Origin of the sequence: Micromonospora sp. NBC_01739, from assembly GCF_035920385.1 — a bacterium.
Lineage (GTDB): Bacteria > Actinomycetota > Actinomycetes > Mycobacteriales > Micromonosporaceae > Micromonospora.
In genome coordinates, this window is record NZ_CP109151.1 from 3,564,202 (window position 1) to 3,580,650 (window position 16,449).

A 16,449-nucleotide genomic window follows, 5' to 3' on the forward strand; every position below is an offset into this window, starting at 1 on the left:
AGTTGGTTGGGCTGCTCACACAGTGCACACGGACGAGCCGGATGCGGTGGGTTCGACGGCAACAAAAAAGCCCTCGTGCCAGATGCACGGGGCCAGCGCACTCTCAGTGAGGAGAGTGCGCTCAGATAAGTACTCGCAGCGACCGGTACGACATGGCTCAAGACTGACGCATCTCACGCGATGAGTCAACTGATCCCACATTTTGGTTCACGGACGGGGGGTATTGCCCCCTGGCAGGCCCGCAGCACCCGGTTTGACCTGCTCCGACGTCCCATTTTCGGCCCTCTGGGCGGGCACCGAGCCCACCCCGGCCGGACGCGCCGGGCGGGCCCCCGGCGAGGTGGCCGCCTCCAGCATCGCCTCCAGATGCTCTGCCGGTACGCCCCACCCGAACAGGGCCCCCTGACCGAAGCGGCAGCCGGCGGCCACCACCGCGGCCAACTCCGTGGGGGTGGTCACCCCCTCGGCGATGACCTCCAGGCCGAACTGGTGCCCCAGCCGCATCACGATGTCGACCATGGGGGCGAAGGCCGGACCCTCGCTCCCTACCGGGCGGACCGGCTCGTGCTCGGCCACCAGACCATGGTCGATCTTGAGGATGTCGATCGGGAGTCGGCGCAGCTGGCCCAGGGAGGAGTAGCCGGCACCGAAGTCGTCCAGGGCGATCCGCACCCCGGTCCGCCGCAGGGCGGTCAGCCGGCGGATCAGCTCGTCCAGATCGGTGGCTACCGCGTGTTCGGTGACCTCCAGCACCAGCCGCTGCGGCGGGACGTGGTGGATCCGCAGCGCCTCGGCCACCTGGACCACGTAGGCCGGGGCGTGCAGTTCCCGGGGGGAGACGTTCACGGACACCCAGACGTCGTGCCCCTCGGCCAGCCAGCGGGACAACTGCCGACAGGCCTGGTGCAGCACCCAGGCACCGAGTTCGGCGATCATGCCGCATTCCTCGGCCAGGGGGATGAACTCGTCCGGGCGGACGTTGCCGAGCTCGGGGTGGCGCCAGCGCAGCAGCGCCTCCGCCCCGACCGGCCGCACCGAGGGCAGGGAGGCCACCGGCTGGAAGACCAGCCGCAGCTCGTCGCGCCCGATCGCGCCCCGCAACTCGTGCTCCAGGGTGGTCCGCCGGCGCAGCAGCCGGTCGTACCCCCCGTCGTACCGCTCGGTCCGGTTCTTGCCCCGCTGCTTGGCGTAGCGCAGCGCCAGATCGGCGTGCCGCAGCAGCAGTTCCACGTCCGGGGTGTCGGCCCAGGTCGCCAGGCCGATGCTGACCGAGAGGAAGACCGGCCCCTCGGGCTGCTGGTACGCCTCCCCCAGCACCTTGCGCAGCCGCTCGGCGACCGCCTCCACCTCGGCCGGTTGCCCGTGCATGAGGACCGCGAACTCGTCTCCGCCAAGGCGGGCGGCGAGGTCCCCCGGCCGGAGGTTGCTCCGCAGCCGCCGACCCACCTCGGCCAGCACCGCGTCACCGACGTCGTGACCGCGCATGTCGTTGACGTTCTTGAAGCCGTCAAGGTCCAGGCTGACCAGCATGCAGGGGCTCTGCGCGCACCGGTGCAGGGCCCGCAGCAGCCCACGCCGGTTGGCCAGCCCGGTGAGCGCGTCCGTGTGCGCGAGCTGCCGGAAGTGGGCCTCCCGCTCCGCCAACCGCCCGGCGTAGGCCCGGAGCAGGTGCAGGGTCAGGTGCTGCCGGGCCACCAGGGCGAAACCCTCCACGCTGCCGGCGATGATGCCCAGGGCGTCGAACTGGCCGCCCCGCAGCAGGTGGTACATCGCCGAACCGGCCATCGCGGCCATCGGGATGAAGGCGTACTCGCCGTCGTGGCGGATCACATCCGTGGTGAGCTGCCCGGAGGGGTCGATCCGGCCCACCGCCACCGCGGCCGTCAGCAGGCCGACGGCGAGCACGATCAGGCTGACCGAGGTCACCGCGGGACCGACCTGGCAGAGCCCGGCCGCCACCCCCAGGCCGCCGCAGGTGGCCACGGAGATGCCGGCGCCCAGCATGGCCAGGCCACGTCGCGGTCGGGTGGCCCGCAGCACCAGGATGGCAGCCAGGCCGCAGCACAGCGCCGCGCTGACCGAGGTGAGCAGGATCGCCGGACAGGCCGCCGGGGTGCCGTCGCCGAGCAGCCGGGTCGGTTCGGAAACCAGCACCCAACCGACGAACCACAGCGCGGCACCCACGACCACGCCCTCCAGGGCCAGCCCACCGGCCGAGCCCACCGAACCGGCGACCCCGGGCATCCGGAGCAGACCGCCGCAGAACAACAGGCCGCTCACCGCGGTGCCGACCGCCACCGCACTGGCCCAGTCGGTGCGTTGCGCCTGCTCGTGTGCCCAGTGCTCGTTGGCGCTCAGGGCACCGGCCGCGGCCAGCAACAGGGTGATCAGGGACACCGCCGCAGCGACCGCGAGCAGGGCGTACGCCTGGCGGTGCGGCCCACCACGACGCCGGGCGGCGGCGGCCAGCAACACCCCGGCCGCGACGGCGACGAGCGCGCTCAGCACCGCGGCACCGATCATGCCCGGGGGTGTGTGCACCACCTCACTCTGCCGGATGGCCGCGCGCCGTGGGGATCGGGTGTGCATCTGTTGGGACACATCCGACTCACCTGTCCGACCCCGGGACGACGGTGCCAGACTGGTACCCATGCCTGAGCTGCGGTCGAAGACCTCCACGCACGGTCGGACGATGGCCGGTGCCCGGGCCCTGTGGCGGGCCACCGGGATGACCGACGACGATTTCGGTAAGCCGATCGTCGCCATCGCGAACAGTTTCACCCAGTTCGTCCCGGGTCACGTACACCTCAAGGACATGGGTGGCCTGGTTGCCGACGCTGTAGCGGAGGCCGGCGGGGTGGGCCGGGAGTTCAACACCATCGCGGTCGACGACGGCATCGCCATGGGCCACGGCGGGATGCTCTACTCCCTGCCCAGCCGGGAACTGATCGCCGACGCGGTGGAGTACATGGTCAACGCGCACTGCGCGGACGCCCTGGTCTGCATCTCCAACTGCGACAAGATCACCCCGGGCATGTTGCTGGCCGCCCTGCGGCTGAACATCCCCACGGTATTCGTCTCCGGCGGCCCGATGGAGGCCGGCAAGACGGTGGCCATCGAGGGCATCGTGCACTCCAAGATCGACCTGATCGACGCGATGATCGCCTCCTCCAACGAGGCCGTCACGGACGACCAGCTCGGCGAGATCGAGCGCTCCGCCTGCCCGACCTGCGGCTCCTGCTCGGGCATGTTCACCGCCAACTCGATGAACTGCCTGACCGAGGCCATCGGCCTGGCCCTGCCCGGCAACGGCTCCACCCTGGCCACCCACGCCGCCCGGCGGTCCCTGTTCGTCGAGGCCGGCCGCACCGTCGTGGAGATCGCCAAGCGGTGGTACGACGAGGACGACGCCTCCGTACTGCCCCGGGTGGTGGCCTCCCGGGCCGCCTTCGAGAACGCCGTGGCCCTGGATGTGGCGATGGGCGGCTCGACCAACACCATCCTGCACCTGCTGGCCGCCGCCCGCGAGGCCGAGCTGGACTTCACCGTCGCCGACATCGACGAGATCTCCCGCCGGGTGCCCTGCCTGGCCAAGGTCGCCCCGAACTCCCCGCAGTACCACATGGAGGACGTGCACCGGGCCGGTGGCATCCCGGCGATCCTCGGCGAACTGAACCGCGCCGGGCTGCTGCGCCGGGACGTGCACGCCGTGCACTCCCCCACCCTGGAGCGCTGGCTGGCCGACTGGGACGTGCGTAGCGGCTCGGCCACCCCGGAGGCGACCGAGCTGTTCCACGCCGCACCGGGCGGGGTGCGCACCACGGAACCCTTCTCCACCACCAACCGCTGGTCCACCCTGGACACCGACGCCGCCGAGGGCTGCATCCGGGACCGGGAGCACGCGTACAGCGCCGACGGCGGGTTGGCCATCCTCTACGGCAACCTGGCGCCGGAGGGCTGCGTGGTGAAGACCGCCGGGGTGCCGCAGGAGTGCCTGACCTTCCGGGGCCCGGCCAAGGTCTACGAGTCGCAGGACGACGCGGTGACCGCCATCCTGGCCAAGGAGGTCGTCGCCGGGGACGTGGTGGTGATCCGCTACGAGGGGCCCAAGGGTGGCCCCGGCATGCAGGAGATGCTCTACCCCACCTCCTTCCTCAAGGGCCGGGGGCTGGGCCGGGCCTGCGCCCTGCTCACCGACGGCCGGTTCTCCGGTGGCACCTCCGGGCTGTCCATCGGCCACGCCTCCCCCGAGGCCGCCGCCGGTGGGCTGATCGCGCTGGTCGAGCCCGGCGACGAGATCGTCATCGACATCCCGAACCGGTCCATCGAGCTGAACGTGCCGGAGGACGTGCTACAGGCCCGCCGCATCGCCCAGGAGAAGCGGGACCGCCCGTACACCCCGGTCGACCGGCAGCGCCCGGTCTCCGCGGCACTGCGCGCGTACGCCTCGATGGCCACCTCGGCCAGCGACGGCGCCTACCGCCGCGTGCCCGAATGAGCTAGACACCAGGGATGGGCGTACCGGCGTTCATCCCTGGTCTGTCTCTCGCGGCCGACACCTACCACGAGGCGGTGCGGCCGATCCTCGATGCCACCCACCCCGGGCTGGTCCACTCCGCGGCCCTGCTGGGCCCCGGGTCGGAGGTGCTCGGCTTCGACACCCCCCGCTCGACCGACCACGACTGGGGACCCCGGCTGCTGCTGTTCCTCCGGCCCGCCGACGCCCACCGGCACACCGAGGACCTGATCCGGATGCTGGCCGAGCGGATGCCGGCCACGGTGCGGGGCTGGAGCACGAACTTCAGCCCGCCCGAGCCGGGCCGCTCGGGCACCCTGGGGCCGGTCGGCGAGGGCCCGGTGGCGCACCGGGTCGAGGTGATCGACCTGGACACCTGGCTGGTCGCCCGCCTCGGCACGGACCCGCGCGGCGGGCTGTCCGCCCGCGACTGGCTGGCCCTCCCGACCCAACGGTTGCTGGAGCTCACCTCCGGTGCGGTCTTCCACGACGGGCTGGGCCGACTGGAACCCCTGCGGGCCGCGTTGGCCTGGTATCCCGAGGAGATCTGGCGGTATCTGCTGGCCGGCCAGTGGCGGCGCATCGCCCAGGAGGAATCCTTCCCGGGCCGCTGCGCCGAGGTCGGCGACGACCTCGGCTGCCGGCTGGTCACCGCGCGGCTGGTCCGCGACCTGATGCGCCTGGCGATGCTGATCGAACGCAGCTACCCGCCCTACAGCAAATGGCTGGGTACGGCGTTCGCCCGACTGCGTTGCGCCCCGACCCTGCAACCGTGGCTCACCGAGGCCCTGGCCGCCCCCGGCTGGCCACAGCGTGAGGAGGCCCTCTGCGCCGCGTACGAGCATCTGGCCCGCGCCCACAACGACCTCGGCCTGTGCGAACCGGTCGAGCCCCGGGTGCGCCAGTTCCACGACCGACCCTTCCGGGTGCTGGCCGCGGACCGCTTCGCCGACTCCACCCACCGGTCGATCACCGATCCGGAGGTGTCGGCCCTGCCGCGACACCTCGGCGGGGTCGACCAGTTCGTGGACAGCACGGAGGTCCTCACCGTGCCCGACCGGGCCCGCGCGGTCACAGCCGCCCTGCACCGGTGACCCTCGCCCTGAGCGCTCATCCCGGGCACGATCGTCGATCGCGGTTCATCCTGCCGCCACGCCGCTTTCGGTAGCGTGGCGATCGTGAATCGTGAATGGGGAGGTACCTCGATGGGTGCTAGGCGGAGGTCTGCGCCGGTGTCACGGCGGCGCTGCTGGCGGCGACCGCGACGCTCGCGGTGACGGGTCCGGCCGGTGCCGGTGGGCGGCATCCTGCCACCGTACGGGTGGCCACCTTCAACGCCTCGCTGAACCGGGACACCGCCGGTGGGCTGGTCGCCGACGTGTCCCGCCGGGACAACGCCCAGGCCGCCAACGTCGCCGAGGTGATCCAGCGGGTACGCCCCGAGGTACTGCTGGTCAACGAGTTCGATTACGACCCGGCCGGCCGGGCGTTGGCGCTGTTCCAGGAGAACTACCTCGTGATCGCCGGGGACCTCAACGCCGACCCGTACGACGGGGACAGCGTGCCCGGGGCGGCGCAGCAGCTGCTCGACCACCCCCGGGTCGACGACCGGGTCGTGCCGGCCAGCGCGGGTGGTACGGCCGCAGCCCAGCGGCAGGGTGGCGCCAACCTCGACCACCGCGGCGATCCGCGCTTCGACACCGGTGACTTCGCCGACACCAGCCCCGGCAACCTGCGGGTCGACTACCTGCTGCCGAGCCGGGGCCTGCCGGTCCGTTCCGCCGGGGTCTTCTGGCCGGTGCCGGGTGACCCGCTGTTCCGGCTGGTCGGCGACTACTCCCCCGCCCTGCCGGGCGGCTTCCCCACCTCCGACCACCGGCTGGTCTGGCTGGACCTGCGGCGCTGAGGCGGCCGTCCCTTGGGCCTGTGTCGACTGTCCCAGGGCCTTGTCGACCTCCTCGGCGCAGGCCCTCAGAAGCGGGCTCCGACGTTGGCTCCGTTGGCCGGGCGCAGGAAGGTCGAGGAGGGGATCGAACCGTCCGCGTTGCGGGGGCCGGTGATCGTGGTGGGGTTGGTGTTGGCCAGCGACCAACTGCCGCCGAGGTCCCAGGAGTTGCCGCTGCCCCGGGAGTTGGCACCCAGCGAGACGTTGGTGCCGTTGCCCACGGCCAGGTTGCCGGTCAGGGTGCTGGTGGAGCGGCTGAGGTTGAATCCGGTGCCCGGGTTGCGCCAGGCGGTGCTCCGCTCGATCCGGTGCTGTCCGGGGTTGTTGTTGTCGATGAAGCCGCCGACCGCGTTGTCCCAGGCCATGCTGTTGCGCACGGTGTGGTTGGCGGAGACGGAATTGCCGCCGAGCTTGAACCCGTTGCCGTCACCGGTGTAGTCCGGCAGGTTCCACCGGTTGAACCCGTTGCCCCAGGCCAGGCTGCTCTCGGTGAGGATGGGCGAGGCGAACATCCAGTAGTCCAGCCCGTCGTCGGAGTTGTTCCACAACCGGACGCCCCGCACCAGGTTGCCGCTGCCGGACCCCTCCTTGATGGCCAGGCCGTCGGCGCTCTCCCCGTTCTTCCGCGGATCCCGGTTGCCGTACGAGTCCAGGTTGATGATCTGGTTGTTGCTCGAGGCCCCTTGCAGGTGGAAGCCGGACTCGTAGTTGTCCCGGGTCACCAGGCGTTCGAAGACCCCGTTGTTGACATCCAGCCCGAACACCCCGTACGGGCCGTTGATGATCTCCAGACCGATCAGCCGCCACCAGCCGCCCTCGATGTGGACCGCGCCCCGCTCGGGCCGGGGGATGCTGCCGCCGACCGGGGCCGGGGTGTGCGGCATGTTCTCCCCGTCGATGACCACCCGCTCCCCGGGGTAGTTGCGCATCGTGATGGGTCGGCCGGAGGTGCCGTCCTTGAGCAGTTGGATGTTGCTGCCGGGGGCGTACCGCCCGCCCCGGATCAGGATGGTGTGGCCGGGCTGGGCCAGGTCGACGGCCCGTTGGATGCTCGCCAGCGGGGCGGCCAGGGTGCCCGGATTGCCGTCGTCGCCGTTGGTGGCCACATGGAGCACCTCCGACGGCGCGGGGTCGGTGTCCCACTCCAGGTAGTCCAGGTTGGGCAGCCCTTCGGCGGCGGTCGGGTGCAGTCGGATGGTGTTGCTGCCGGCACGCAGGCTCACCGACAGCGACTTCGTCACCCAGGTGCCCCAGGCCCCGGTGCTCTCGAAGGACACCCTCCGCACGGTCGATCCGTTGACGATCAGGTCGACCGGACGGCTGCCGGTGGTGCCGTTGGCGAACCGGACCCGCACCTCCGCCGTCACGGAGGTGGCGGCGGAGACCGTGAACTCGGCGTACGCACCGACGGCGTTGTTGCCGTTGCAGAACCCGCTGCCGGAGTAGCCGGGCCAGTTGCTGTCGATGGTGCCGGTGCACCGTGCCGGGCTGTGCTCGGCTTCGTACCGGACCGGGGCGGCCGATGCCGGTCCGGCCGCCGGCACGGTGACGGCGGCGGCCACGAGTAGGAGGGCGGCACCGACTGACTTCCACTCCATGGGGCTTCTCCAAGGATCGAGGCCGGGCCACCCGCCAGCGGGAAAGCGCTTTCCGACCCGCCGAATGGTAGCCGGTCATTCGACATCGGTCAATGCGTGCGGGATGGCGGCGCCGTTACGGCGGCGGCGCCCCCGCCCGACGGACGGTCAGCGGGTGTCCGCCTAGGGGGCGGCGACCCTACCAGCGCGCCCTCGCCGCCTAGGCCGCGGCTGCGGCGGGCAGGGCCAGGGTGCGGGCGTGGGCGATGGCGGCCGGGGTGTCCGGGAAGATCAGGTTGTCGCGGCGTAGCTGATCGGCCACCCCGAGGGTGTCCAGCACCTGGTCGTGGTCGGGATCGATGCCGGACAGCAGCACGGTGATGCCCCGGCCCTGGAGACGGCGGATGGCGTCGCCGAGCACCTGCGCGCCGGTGGCGTCGATGGTGGAGACCCGGGACATCCGCAGGATGACCACCCGCACGTCGGCCACGTCGGAGAGCTGGAGCAGGAAGTTGTGCGCGGCCGCGAAGAAGAGGGGACCGTCCAGGCGGTAGGCCACGATGTGCTCGGCCAGCAGGGCCTGCTCCTCCTCGGTGTGCTCGCCACGGTCCAGGGGGACCTGTTCCAGCCGGGCGCTGCGGGCCACGGCACGCAGGGCCACCACGACGGCGACCCCCACCCCGACCGCCACGGCGGTGACCAGGTCCCAGATGACGGTGACGGCGAAGGTGAGCACGAGCACCAGGGCGTCGCCCCGGGTGGAGCGGGCCAGCGCCCACAGCGAGGCCGCCTCGACCATCCGTACCGTGGTGGCCAGCAGGACCCCGGCCAGGGCCGCCAGTGGGATGCGGCCGACCAGCGGCGCGGCGGCCAGCACGATGCCGGCCAGGGCCAGGGCGTGGACCAGGGCGGCCAGCTTGGAGACCGCGCCGGCCCGCACGTTCACGGCGGTACGCGCGATCGCCGCGGTGGCCGGGATGCCGCCGAACAGCGGGGCGGCCAGATTCGCCAGGCCCTGCCCGAACAGTTCCCGATCCGGATCGTGTCGCTGGCCGACCGTCATGCCGTCGGCGACCGTGGCCGAGAGCAGGCTCTCCAACGCGGCCAGTGCCGCCACCGCCAGGGCGGCGGGCAGCAGGACCCCGACCGCACCCAGGTCCAGGAAGTCCAGCGACGGGGCGGGCAGGGACTGCGGCAGCGCCCCGATGCGGATCAGGTCGACCGGCGCGAACTCCGCCAGCAGGGTCGCGGCGGCCACGGCCAGCAGCGAGAAGGGCACTCCGGGACGCCATCGGGCACCGAGCAGCATCACCGCCGCCACCCCGAGGGCCATCGCGATCGGGGCCGGCTGGGGGTGTACGACGAAACGGGCCACCGCGTCGGCGGCCACCGCCCAGACCCGTTCCCCCTCGGCCTCGGTCACCCCCAGGGCGGCCGGCACCTGTTGCAGGGCGATGACCACGGCGATGCCGGCGGTGAAGCCCTCGATCACCGGGACCGGAAGAAAGCGCACAAATCGCCCCATGCGGGCGAAGGCCAGGGCGATCAGGATCAGCCCGGCCAGGGCGCCGACCATCAGCACCCCGGCCGCCCCGAACTGGGCCACGATCGGCACCAGCACCACCGTCATCGCCCCGGTGGGCCCGGAGACCTGGAGGTTGGACCCGCCGAAGACGGCGGCCACCGCACCGGCCACCACCGCGGTGATCAGCCCGGCCTCCGCCCCCAGCCCGGAGGTGACCCCGAAGGCCAGGGCCAGCGGCAGGGCGACGACCGCCACGGTCAGCCCGGCCACCAGGTCGCGGCGCGGCGCTCGCCGGACCGCCTGCAGGTCGGCCCGGTCGGGCAGCAGTGCACGGGTACGCCGCCAGACGGCGGCCAGCATCGAGCCCGGCCCGCTGTTGTGTGCGGCTCCGACGTCGTTCACCGGCCCGCTCCCCCGGCACGCAACTGGTCGAGCAGGCCGTCCCGGTCGGCGAGCACCGCCCCGAGGATCCGCCGACCGGCGGCCAACAGGTCGGCCACGTCGGGGGTGCTCAACGCGTACATCACCAGTGGGCCGTCCCGGTGGGAGGTGACCATGCCCGCCCGGCGCAGCACGGCCAGTTGCTGGGAGAGGTTGGAGGCCTCCACATCGATGGCGGCGAGCAGGTCACGCACCGGTTTGGGGCCGTCCTGGAGCAGCTCCAGCACCCGGATGCGGACGGGATGGCCGAGGGTGCGGAACAGCTCCGCCTTCGCCTGGTACAGCGGCACGGACACGCCTCGTACTCCTTCCCCAGCGCCCGGGTCGGCACGCTGAAGACTTTAGCACTTGCAGGATTCTTCAATTTGGAAGATCGATAGGACGGCCCGGATCGGTCGGGGCAGCACCGGAGCGGGCCTTCTTGACATGATCAGCGGGTGAACCCCCACAGCCAGAGAATCCAGTTGTCGTCCGGCTTTCGGCAGACCCGGTCCGGACGGTTGACGGTCCTGGTGCTCCTCGGCGTACTCGGTGTCGTGGTAGCCGGCTGCCTCGGTGCCGTCCTCGGCATGTTCCTGCTCTGGACGCTGAGTTCGAGCGACACGGGGAGTCGACCCCTGTTCAATGTGGTGATCTTCGGCACACCCGCTGTGCTGGCCACCGCCATGACGGCCTGGGTCATCCGCAGCGTGCTCGTGGTGCTGCGGTCGGCCGCCTGGTTGGAGGGAACCCGGCTGACCGTACAGCGGATTCGACCCCGCACGGTGGACCTGGCCACGGCGCACCAGGTGACCCTGCGGCCGACGACGCGTCGGTTCACGGTGACCGGACCCGGAGTGACCAGGGTCAACGAGGAACGCATCCCGGAGTTGGTGGTGACCGGCCCCGAGGGATCGGTCCGTCTCATGCTGGCCGTGGACACCGGGGCGCCGCTGCCACAGCGCGAACTGATCGCGTTGGCCACCATGCTGTCCGCCGCGGGACGACCCGGCACGGCCGAGGTGGCCCAGGAGTTGTCCGCCCTGGCCACCCGGGCACCACAGGGCTGACCGCCGCCACCGTCACGGGCCATCGGAAGCGACCAAGATCTGCTAGCTTCGGCCGGCGACGACACCGGGGGGATGCAATGGTCGCCGAGCGCGAGTTTTTCGCCATGCACGCTGACGCACAGCAGCTGATGTGGCAGATGGACGGATCAGACATCGTCGGTGAGGGCCGGGACGAGGCCCAGGTGGTTCACGTTCAGGTCGACCACGCCGACCGGGTCACCCGACTGGAGATCACTGCGCGGTGGGCCTCCATCGTGGGCCCACATGGTCTTCCCACAGCGGTGCAGGCCGCGATCGAGGCGGCGGTCTCCGATCGTCGGGAAGCCTGGGCACGTCGGGTCGATACCCGGGCGGAGGAGTCCGGACCGGTGCCGCAGCCGGACCCGGCGATCAGCCGACCCCGCTTCGCCCCGGCACCGGATCTGGCGGGGCAGATCGAGGCGCTGCGGCAGACCCTGACGGAGCTGCGGCAGGTGCGTGCGGATCTGCGGAGCTACCGGCAGGCACTCGAGGCGCAGGCCGAGAAGGAGATCCTCGGCCGCGCGGGCGACCGGGTCACCGTACGGCTGGTGGGTGAGCAGGTGACCAGCATCGAGATCAGCCCGCGCTGGCTACGTGAGCGGCCCGGCAGTCGGGAACTGGCCGAGGAGATCCTGCGGGCCTGCCGGGACGCCTATGACCGGGCTGCCACCCAGGCGGCCGAGGTGCTGGCCGGTTTCCCGGCGATCGCTGCGGCGCACCCGTCCAACGCCGCCGACCCGACCGCCATGCTGCGCCGCATCGGCCTGCTGGCCTGAGTCGGCCGCCGACCATCCGCGTCCTTCGAGGAGCCTGATGTCGCACCCTAGCAACGAAGAGGTCGTCGCCGCCTTCGAGGCGATCCACCAGGACGCCGCTAACTGGCGCCGATCCGCCGACACCCTGAACATGGCAGCCGCCCACGCACGATCTCTCAACCTCTCTGGGACGCATCTCGGCTACCTGGCCGACAGCGGCGGGGTGACCAGCAAGTACCAGGAGGTGCAGGATCTGGCAGTCCGCCTGCTGACCGAGGGTGCCCGCGCCATGCAGGAGATGGCGGGAGTCCTGGTTTCGGTGGTCGAGGACTACCAGTACACCGACGCGGAGGCGTCGATCAGCTTCAAGACGATCGGGGAGCCGAAGTGAGCACTGCGGGGGCCGGCGAACTCGAACTCATCTTCGAGGAACTGCTCAAGGACGTCGACGAACTCCTTGAGGACATTCAGCAGGCGATCAACGAACTGTCGGACGGGATCGACCGGGTGGCCAAGTGGTTGCCCATCCCGGTGGTGGCGACGATGCGGTGGTGCTGGCGAAAGTTCCGCCCCAAGGCGAACCAGATCTTCGACGAGGTGCAGAAGTTCATCACCCAGCCGGGTATGCCCCCCACCCTGTTCCGGCTGGGCGAGTACTGGGACCAGCACGTCGGCACGCCGGCCAGCGGGCTGGAACAGAAGGTCTCGACATATGGCATGAAGGCCGACAACCGGTGGACCGGCTCGGCCGCCTCGGCGTACGCGGATTCCGCCGACGCCCAGTCCCGGGCGGTGGCGACGATCAAGCCGCTGGCGGAACGGGTGCAGGAGATCCTCGAGGAGCTCGCCTGGGGGGTCATCGGCTTCTGGATCGGCATCGCCGGAGCCCTCGTCACCTTCGTGGTCGGCCTGGCCGCCGCGGTCGGTCTGCTGGCCTCCCTGATCGGTGCGCCTGCCGCACCGGTCGACGCCGGGGCCACCGCCGCCGCAGTGATCGGCCTGATCGCAGCCACGGTGGGCCTGACCACCGCCTACCTGCAGACCCGCAGCACCAGCCTGACCAGCCTCCAGCAGGCCCTCAACGACAACGGCGGGCTGGTCGAGCAGGGTGGCCAGTGGGGTTGGCCCCGGGTGGATCCCACGGCCGCCAGCGGACGTTGGCGGGTCGCAGACTGACCCACCGCCATGATCCGCCGCCCGAGACCCGGTGCCGGGCGGCGGGGTGGCCGGTCGATCAGGCCGGTGACGGGGTGGACAGGTCGTTGACGCAGCGCAGCACGGGTCGGGTGATGAGGGCGGTCGGGTCGATCGGCTGCGCCGTGCGCACCGTGAAGGTCGTCGACTCCCCGGGCAGCAGGGTCACCACGGCCTCGTCGACCTCGGCGTCGGGATCTAGCCGGTCCGGGTAGAGCACCAGGTCCCGCAGGAGGGTGTGGGCGTGCACCCGGACCCGCAGGCCGCCGTCGACCGGCTGCACGGTGGCCGCGAAGTCCGCCGCCGGCAACGGCAGGTCACGGTCCTCCGCGAAGAACCACCAGGCCCGTCCGGCCGCCTCGCCCGCCTCGGCCACCAGCAGTTCGGTGTACGGGTCCTCCGGGCGGGCCAGGTCCGCCGGCAGGGCCAGGGTGACCGTGGCGTACCCGGGCACCGCCACCTCCAGGGTGGTCTTGGCGCGGGGCTCCCCGGCCAGGGTGAACCGGGTGACCGTGACCGGGGCCCGCCAGGGCCTGCCGGTGTCGTTGACCGCTACCAGGGCCAGTCCGCCGTCGCGGGGTTGCAGGGTGAGCAGCCGGTCGGCGTACGCCCGGCGCAGGGCGTACCACAGGGGTTTGCGGCGACCGTCCCCGTCGATGGCGGCCCAGGAGGTGACCGGCCAGCAGTCGTTGAGCTGCCAGACGATGGTGCCCATGCACCGCCCCCGGTGGGAGCGGAAGTGCTCCACCCCCAGTTGGATGGCCCGGGCCTGGTTGAGCTGGGTCAGGTAGTGCCAGTCGTCGAAGTCGCGCGGCTCGGGCAGGTGGGCGTCCAACCCCCGGCGCAGTTTGGCGTCGCCGTCGATGGCCTTCTGGTGGTGCGCCATGCCGGGCGAGTCGTACGCAAGGGGTTCGTCGGAGATCGCCCGGCGCAGGGTCGCGTACGCCGGTGGCCCCTGGTATCCGAACTCCGCGACGAACCGGGGCAGGTAGTCGCGGTACCTGAGGTAGTCCTCGGTGTTCCAGACGTCCCAGATGTGGGTGGTGCCGTACGCCGGGTCGTTGGGGTGGATCTGTTCGCTGCCCGACCAGGGACTGCCCGGCCAGTAGGGGCGGGTGGGGTCCAGGTCGGCGAGGATGCCGGGCAGCAGGTCCAGGTAGTAGCCGCGACCCCAGCTGCGCCCGGCCAACTGCTCCTGCCAACCCCAGTCGTGCCAGCCCCAGATGTTCTCGTTGTTCCCGGTCCACAGCACCAAACAGGGATGCGACGCCAGCCGGGTCACCTGCTCGGCGGCCTCGGCGGCGATCTCCCCGGCGTACGGCTCCTCCTCCGGGTAGGCCGCGCAGGCGAAGAGGAAGTCCTGCTGCACCAGCAGGCCCCGCTCGTCGGCCAGGTCGTAGAAGTCCGCCGACTCGTACCGGCCGCCGCCCCAGACCCGCAGCAGGTTGACGTTGGCCGCCAGGGCCTGGTCGAAGCGGTGGGCCAGGCGTTCCCGGGTGACCCGGGTGGGGAAGACGTCGTCCGGGATCCAGTTGACTCCCCGGACGAAGATCGGCACCTCGTTGACGTGCAGGGTGAACGGGGCACCGTGCGGGTCCGGGGTGGTGTCCAGGCGTACCGAGCGGAACCCGATCCGCCGGTGCCAGGTGTCGAGAATGTCCCCCTCCGGCCCGTGCAGGGTCAGGTCCAGGTCGTAGCGGGGCTGGTCGCCGTGGCCCCGTGGCCACCACCGGGCGGGTCGGGGCACCTCGACGACCAGGGTGGTGTTGCGCTGCCCCGCCGGGAGGGTCGCCTCGACGAGCACCCCGGCCACCTGGGCCCGTACGGTAAGCGGCACCTCGGCCAGCCGGTCCACCTCGACATGCAGGTCCACCCGCCCGTCGCCACCGGTGACGGTGACCAGTGGGCGTACGGTGGCCAGCCGGGCTACCGACCACCCGTGCAGGCCGATCTCCTGCCAGATTCCGGCGGTCACCAGGGTGGGCCCCCAGTCCCAGCCGAAGTTGCAGGCCATCTTGCGGATGAACTGGAACGGCTCCGGGTAGGCGTTGGGCCGGTCGCCGAGGCGGTCCCGGTGGGCATGGGCGTACCGGTAGGCGGAGTCGAAGCGTACGGCCAGGGTGTTGTTCCTGGGTTGTAGCAGCGAGGTCAGGTCGAAGCGGTGGCCGCGGTGCATGTTCTCCGTCCGGCCCACCTCGACCCCGTTGAGGGCCACCGTGGCCACCGTGTCCAGCCCGGCACAGACCAGGTCGAGCCGCCGGTGGGCGCCGGGGGGCCGGTCGAAGGTGGTCTCGTAGACCCAGTCGGTGTGCCCGATCCAGGCCAGCCGGGTCTCGTTGTCGTCCAGGTAGGGGTCGGGGATCAGCCCGGCGGCCAGCAGGTCGGTGTGCACACAGCCGGGCACGGTGGCCGGTACGATCCGACCCTCTGTCTCCGGTGGGACCTGCGGGCCGGTGACCGCCCGCAGGGTCCAACCCTCGTGCAGTGCCTGCCGGAGCGGACCGGTCCCGCGCGTGTCGCTCACGATTTCACCGCGCCTTCCATGATTCCTCGGACGATCTGTCGACCACCGATGACGAGCATGATCAGCAGTGGCACCGTTGCCACGAACGCGCCGGCCAGCACCCGCCGGTAGATGACGTAGTTGCCGCTGGCCAGGTCGGAGATGGCCACCATCGAGGTGGGGTAGTCGGTGCCGTTGAGGGTGATCAGGGGCCATTGGAAGTCGTTCCAGGTGGCGACGAAGGTGAGCAGGCCGAGCACCACCAGGGCCGGACGCACCGCGGGCAGGGCGACCGTCCACCAGATCCGCATGGTGCTGGCCCCGTCCACCCGAGCGGCCTCGACCAACTCGTCCGGCACCGTGTTGACGATGAACTGTCGCATGTAGAACACCCCGAACGCGGTGACCATGCCGGGCACGATCACCGCCAGCAGGGTGCCGTTCCAACCTAGCCTGCCCATCACGATGTAGAGCGCGACGATGCCGAGCTGGTTGGGCACGGTCAGGGTCAGGATCACGAAGAGCATCAGGGCCCGGCTGCCCCGGAACCGCAGCTTGGCGAAGGCGAAGCCGGCCAGCGAGCAGAAGAACAGCACCGAGGCGGTCACCGCCGTGGCGACGATGACGCTGTTGACCAGGGATGCGGCGAAGTAGACGTCCTGGAGGGAGAAGACCTCCTCCAGGTTCGCCAGGAACCGGTCCCCGGGGATCACCACCGGCGGCAGTTGCGAGGTGGCCTCGTCGGTGCTGGTGGCGATGACAAACATCCAGTACAGCGGGAAGGCCGCGAACAGTGCGGTGACCGACAGGAAGAGATAGGTGCCGATGCCGGCCGGGGTGTCCTGCGGTGCCCGACCCAGCATCGCGGACCGCCGACGCGCGGCGGAGGGTACGGCCGGGGCGGTACGCCGCCGCTGAAGAAG

Annotated in this window: 13 protein-coding genes; 7 read left to right on the forward strand and 6 right to left on the reverse strand. The window is 71.4% G+C overall.

Annotated elements, in window-relative coordinates; translation table 11 throughout:
- Positions 1-207: 207 nt before the first annotated feature.
- Complete coding sequence (locus OIE53_RS15905) at positions 208-2,541, reverse strand: putative bifunctional diguanylate cyclase/phosphodiesterase (RefSeq protein ID WP_327022326.1); 2,334 nt, start codon at positions 2,539-2,541, stop codon at positions 208-210.
- 109 nt (positions 2,542-2,650) lie between these two features.
- On the opposite strand from OIE53_RS15905, the gene ilvD reads away from it, so the two are divergent.
- From ilvD to OIE53_RS15920, 3 genes are all read left to right on the forward strand, one after another.
- A complete protein-coding gene (gene ilvD, locus OIE53_RS15910) occupies positions 2,651-4,498 on the forward strand; it encodes a dihydroxy-acid dehydratase (RefSeq protein ID WP_327022327.1) in 1,848 nt (615 codons plus the stop codon).
- 14 nt (positions 4,499-4,512) lie between these two features.
- Positions 4,513-5,610 (forward strand): DUF4037 domain-containing protein, encoded by a 1,098-nt coding sequence (locus OIE53_RS15915; RefSeq protein WP_327022328.1) that lies wholly within the window; start codon positions 4,513-4,515, stop codon positions 5,608-5,610.
- Between the two features lie 179 nt (positions 5,611-5,789).
- The gene (locus tag OIE53_RS15920; RefSeq protein ID WP_327022329.1) at positions 5,790-6,422 is read left to right on the forward strand and encodes an endonuclease/exonuclease/phosphatase family protein; all 633 of its coding nucleotides are present in this window, start codon (positions 5,790-5,792) and stop codon (positions 6,420-6,422) included.
- A 65-nt stretch (positions 6,423-6,487) separates the two neighbouring features.
- On the opposite strand, the gene OIE53_RS15925 is transcribed toward OIE53_RS15920, so the two are convergent.
- From OIE53_RS15925 to OIE53_RS15935, 3 genes are all read right to left on the reverse strand, one after another.
- Positions 6,488-8,059, reverse strand: a complete 1,572-nt coding sequence (locus OIE53_RS15925) for a right-handed parallel beta-helix repeat-containing protein (protein WP_327022330.1) — start codon at positions 8,057-8,059, stop codon at positions 6,488-6,490.
- Between the two features lie 199 nt (positions 8,060-8,258).
- Positions 8,259-9,923, reverse strand: a complete 1,665-nt coding sequence (locus OIE53_RS15930; RefSeq protein WP_327027237.1) for a SulP family inorganic anion transporter — start codon at positions 9,921-9,923, stop codon at positions 8,259-8,261.
- A 38-nt stretch (positions 9,924-9,961) separates the two neighbouring features.
- Complete coding sequence (locus tag OIE53_RS15935) at positions 9,962-10,300, reverse strand: ArsR/SmtB family transcription factor (RefSeq protein ID WP_327022331.1); 339 nt, start codon at positions 10,298-10,300, stop codon at positions 9,962-9,964.
- Between the two features lie 141 nt (positions 10,301-10,441).
- Between OIE53_RS15935 and OIE53_RS15940 the strand changes: the two genes are divergently transcribed.
- From OIE53_RS15940 to OIE53_RS15955, 4 genes are all read left to right on the forward strand, one after another.
- A complete protein-coding gene (locus OIE53_RS15940) occupies positions 10,442-11,053 on the forward strand; it encodes a hypothetical protein (protein ID WP_327022332.1) in 612 nt (203 codons plus the stop codon).
- Between the two features lie 104 nt (positions 11,054-11,157).
- Positions 11,158-11,850, forward strand: a complete 693-nt coding sequence (locus OIE53_RS15945; protein ID WP_327022333.1) for a YbaB/EbfC family nucleoid-associated protein — start codon at positions 11,158-11,160, stop codon at positions 11,848-11,850.
- 37 nt (positions 11,851-11,887) lie between these two features.
- Positions 11,888-12,220, forward strand: a complete 333-nt coding sequence (locus OIE53_RS15950; RefSeq protein ID WP_327022334.1) for a hypothetical protein — start codon at positions 11,888-11,890, stop codon at positions 12,218-12,220.
- Complete coding sequence (locus tag OIE53_RS15955) at positions 12,217-13,005, forward strand: hypothetical protein (protein ID WP_327022335.1); 789 nt, start codon at positions 12,217-12,219, stop codon at positions 13,003-13,005. The genes OIE53_RS15950 and OIE53_RS15955 overlap by 4 nt, the downstream gene beginning before the upstream one ends.
- A gap of 58 nt (positions 13,006-13,063) precedes the next feature.
- On the opposite strand, the gene OIE53_RS15960 is transcribed toward OIE53_RS15955, so the two are convergent.
- Both OIE53_RS15960 and OIE53_RS15965 read right to left on the reverse strand, forming a co-directional pair.
- Positions 13,064-15,547: a glycoside hydrolase family 2 protein gene (locus OIE53_RS15960; protein WP_327022336.1), complete on the reverse strand. Its 2,484-nt coding sequence runs from the start codon at positions 15,545-15,547 to the stop codon at positions 13,064-13,066.
- The gene (locus OIE53_RS15965) at positions 15,544-16,389 is read right to left on the reverse strand and encodes a carbohydrate ABC transporter permease (RefSeq protein WP_327027239.1); all 846 of its coding nucleotides are present in this window, start codon (positions 16,387-16,389) and stop codon (positions 15,544-15,546) included. The genes OIE53_RS15960 and OIE53_RS15965 overlap by 4 nt, the downstream gene beginning before the upstream one ends.
- Positions 16,390-16,449 lie beyond the last annotated feature (60 nt).

What these genes read in the sequence shown, in the direction of transcription:
- OIE53_RS15945 (WP_327022333.1), top strand. Translation starts at nt 11,158, where the DNA reads ATGCACGCTGACGCACAGCAGCTGATGTGGCAGATGGACGGATCAGAC.
- OIE53_RS15915 (WP_327022328.1), top strand. Translation starts at nt 4,513, where the DNA reads ATGGGCGTACCGGCGTTCATCCCTGGTCTGTCTCTCGCGGCCGACACC.
- OIE53_RS15965 (WP_327027239.1), bottom strand. Translation starts at nt 16,389, where the DNA reads ATGCTGGGTCGGGCACCGCAGGACACCCCGGCCGGCATCGGCACCTAT.
- OIE53_RS15925 (WP_327022330.1), bottom strand. Translation starts at nt 8,059, where the DNA reads ATGGAGTGGAAGTCAGTCGGTGCCGCCCTCCTACTCGTGGCCGCCGCC.
- ilvD (WP_327022327.1), top strand. Translation starts at nt 2,651, where the DNA reads ATGCCTGAGCTGCGGTCGAAGACCTCCACGCACGGTCGGACGATGGCC.
- OIE53_RS15950 (WP_327022334.1), top strand. Translation starts at nt 11,888, where the DNA reads ATGTCGCACCCTAGCAACGAAGAGGTCGTCGCCGCCTTCGAGGCGATC.
- OIE53_RS15930 (WP_327027237.1), bottom strand. Translation starts at nt 9,923, where the DNA reads ATGCTGGCCGCCGTCTGGCGGCGTACCCGTGCACTGCTGCCCGACCGG.